Genomic DNA, 3,598 nt, shown 5'->3' on the forward strand with positions numbered 1-3,598 from the left:
GGGGCGGTGGGGTCGACGACCGGGGTGACCGGGCGCCCGGTGCGGTGCCAGGCGATCACGTTCTCGGCGGGCTTGCACACATAGGCGCGGCGCGAGGTGTCGGACAGATAGGCGCTGTGCGGGGACAGCCGGATGTCCGGGTGGCCGCGCAGCGGATCGCCCGGCGGCGGGGGTTCGACGGGGAGGACGTCGAGCGCGGCCCCGGCCAGGCGGCCGCTGTCGAGGGCGTCCAGCAGGGCGGCGGTGTCGACGAGTTCGCCGCGGGAGACGTTGACGAACAGGCCACCGGGCCGGAGTCGGCCGAACAGCCGTGCGTCGGCGATCCCGCGCGTGGCGGGGGTGAGCGGTACGTGCAGGGACAGCACGTCGGTGGCGGCGGCCAGGGCGTCGAGGTCGTCGTACCGCTCGACGCCGGCCGGCCAGTCCGCCCGCGCGGCGTGCGGGTCGTAGGCCGCGATCCGGCCGAAGACGGGGGCGGCGAGGGTGGCGAGGTGGCGGGCGATGCGGCCGAGGCCGACCAGGCCCAGGGTCAGTTCGCTCGCGCGGCGCGGCAGCCCGCCCGCGGCGAACTCCTCGTTCCAGCCGCCCGCCCTGACCACGGCGTCGGCCTGCGGGAGGCGGCGGACCAGCGACAGCGCGCAGGCGAAGGCGTGCACGGCGACGTCCTCGGTGGCCACCGACGGCAGGTTGGTCACCCACAGGCCGCGTCGCGCGGCCTCCACGGTGTCGATCATGTCGTAGCCGGCGGACATGGTGGCGATCATCCGCACCCCGGGGAGGCGGTCGAGCAGCGCGGCGTCGACGCGGGCGTACCCGACGATCAGGGCGACGGCGTCCGCGGCGAGCGACGCGATGACGTCGGGGTCGCGGCTGTCGCCGATCCGCACCTCGAAGCCGGCGTCCTCGAGCATCCGTGCCGCCGGCTCGGGATCGAGGTCTTCCGTGTCCGTGAAGACGACTACGGGCCGTCCCATCGATCCTCCACAGATGATTCGTCGGTGAATGTGGAGCTGAACGTACGTTTCGTCTGAGCGCCTTGTCCAGAGGTGGTCATGCCGTGCGGCCGTGACACCCGTCACCCCGGCGGGTGACGGGGAGCGGGTGACCGAGAATGGCAGCGGACCCGGGCGGGGCACGGACCCCGGGCCGCCGAACCGAGGGGATCAGCCCAGGTGGATCTGGACCGCATCGACCTGGCCGTCGTCCGCGAACTGCAGAACGACGGCCGCCTCACCTACGAGACGCTGGCGCAGCGCGTGGGCCTGTCCCGGCCGGCGACCCGGGCCCGCACGCAGCGGCTGCTCGCCTCCGGTGCGGTCCGGGTCGTCGCCGTCGTGCACCCGGTGATCCGCGGGCTGACGGCGTCCGCGCACCTGTCGATCGACACGCGCGGTCCGGCGGAACCGGTGGCGCGGGCGATCGCGGCGATGCCCCAGGCCCCCTTCGTCACGCTCACCGCCGGGCGGCGGGCGGTCATGGCCGAGCTGCGCACGGAGGGCTTCGACGCCCTGGACCGCACGATCGAGCGGGTGCGGTCGCTGCCCGGCGTCTCCGCCGTGGACCCGCTGATCAGCGTCCGGCACATGAAGGACCCCTACCTGCTCACCGCGGATCCGGGCGCGCACGAGCTGGACGACACCGACCGGAAGATCCTCGACGAACTGGAGCAGGACGGCCGGCTGCCGTTCGCCGAACTGGCCGAGCGGGTCGGCCTGTCGCCGGGCGCCACCCGGTTCCGCACCCTGCGCCTGCTGGACGACGGTGTCGCGAAGGTGCTCGCCCTGGTGCGGCCCGAACTGCTGGGCCTCGGCTACCTCTGTGGTTTCGCGGTCCAGGTCGACGGGGCGCGCGAGCCGGTCGCCTCCACGCTCGCGGCCTGGGAGCGGGTGTCGTTCCTGTCGGCGTGCAACGGCCGCGCCGAACTCGTCGGCACGATCAGCGCGGAGTCGCTCGGCGCGGTGCGTACGACCCTCGACGCCATGCGGGCGTGCGAGGGGGTGCGCGGCGTGGAGAGCTGGATGCACCTGGAGCTGATCAAGGAGCGCTACGACATGGGCACGCCGAACGGTACGGCCGCGCCGTGAGCGGACCGTTCGGCGCCGCGAGAGGGTCTCGAAGAACGATCCGTAAGTGAGAGGGCTCAAAACTTCCCAAGATTAATTTCCGTCATCCTCTGGCCAACGTGTCGTTCGTTATCTATCGTCCAGGCGAACGAATCAGCCGTCTGCGTGTCGCCTCGTCGACCCCGGCATCCCCTTGGCCGAAAGCAGGACCCCCCATGCACCACGCTCCCGCCGAACCCCGTACCGACCGCACCCTGCTGGTGACCGGTGCCGCCGTGGCGGCGGCCGGCACCGCCGCCCGCGCGGAGGCCCTCGCCGTGCGCGGCGACCGCATCGTGCACGTCGGCACGGCCGAGGACGCCCGCGCGGCCCTCGGCGGCCGGGCCGACGAGACGCTGGAGCTCGACGGCGGCCTGGTCCACCCCGGGTTCGTCGACGCCCACTGCCACCCGGTGATGTACGGGCAGGCCCTGGCCTGGGTCGACTGCCGTCCCGAGCGCGTCCCCGACATCGACACCCTGGTCGCCGTACTGTCCGAGGCCGCCCGCGAACTGCCCGCCGGCGTGCCCGTCCGCGGCTTCGGCTACGAGCACCGCCGCCTCGCCGAGCGCCGCCACCCCACCTGCCACGACCTCGACCGGATCGCCACCGACCGCGAGGTGTACGTGATGAACGCCTCCGGCCACGGAGGCGTCGTCAACACCCACACCCTGCACGCCTGCGGGATCACCGCGGGCACCCCCGACCCGGAGGGCGGCTCCATCGGCCGCTTCGAGAGCGGCGAGCCCGACGGGCAGCTGTGGGACGCGGCCTGCGACCTGCTCACCGGCCCCGCCGGTGTGAAGATCGGCAACCACGGCCCGAACTTCCACCTCTCCGAGCCCGACGCCATCATGGCCGACCACCTGCTGCGCGCCCAGGAGACCTTCCTGGCCGCCGGTGTGACCACCGTCGGCGACGCCCAGGCCTCACGTCGCGAGATGGAGACCTACCTGCGGGCCCGTGCGAGCGGCGCGCTGCGGATGCGCGTCTCGGCGTACCTCACCTCCGCCCTGCTCGACGTGGCCCTCGACCTCGGCGTCGTCCACGGTTTCGGCGACGACCTGTTCCGCGTGCAGGGCGTGAAGTTCTACGCGGACGGCACCCTCGGCGGCTGGACGGCCTACTTCCCGGAGGGCTACGCGGCCGACTGCTGCCACCACGGGCAGCTCTACCACTCGGCCGAGGAGTACGCGGAGCTCGTGCACCGCGCCCACGCCGCCGGACTGCAGACGGCGACCCACGCACAGTCGCCGTTCGCCATCGGCATGGTGCTCGACGCCGTCGACAAGGCACAGGCGGACGTCCCGCGCGCCGACATGCGCCACCGCATCGAGCACTGCGGGCTGCCCACCGACGAGCAGATCGCGCGCATGGCCGGTCTCGGCGTCGTGCCGGTCATGCAGCCGCAGCACCACCTGCGCACCGGCGACGGCACCCTCACCGCGATCGGCGACCTCGGCCACCGCTACAACCCGGCCGGGCCGTGCCTGCCG

The 3,598-nt window shown here is 73.5% G+C and carries 3 protein-coding genes; 2 read left to right on the forward strand and 1 reads right to left on the reverse strand.

What is annotated here, in order from left to right; translation table 11 throughout:
- The coding region (locus B7L92_RS13205) for a C-terminal binding protein (protein WP_081237607.1) at positions 1–974 on the reverse strand (974 nt) is incomplete at its 3' end.
- Positions 975–1,172: 198 nt separating this feature from the next.
- Between B7L92_RS13205 and B7L92_RS13210 the strand changes: the two genes are divergently transcribed.
- Together B7L92_RS13210 and B7L92_RS13215 are read left to right on the forward strand one after the other, a co-directional pair.
- Complete coding sequence (locus B7L92_RS13210) at positions 1,173–2,084, forward strand: Lrp/AsnC family transcriptional regulator (RefSeq protein WP_081237608.1); 912 nt, start codon at positions 1,173–1,175, stop codon at positions 2,082–2,084.
- A 194-nt stretch (positions 2,085–2,278) separates the two neighbouring features.
- Positions 2,279–3,598, forward strand: a 1,320-nt coding sequence (locus B7L92_RS13215; protein ID WP_255310927.1) for an amidohydrolase, incomplete at its 3' end; no start/stop codon positions are given.

This window comes from Streptomyces viridosporus (assembly GCF_002078235.1).
GTDB classification, from domain to species: Bacteria; Actinomycetota; Actinomycetes; order Streptomycetales; family Streptomycetaceae; genus Streptomyces; species Streptomyces viridosporus.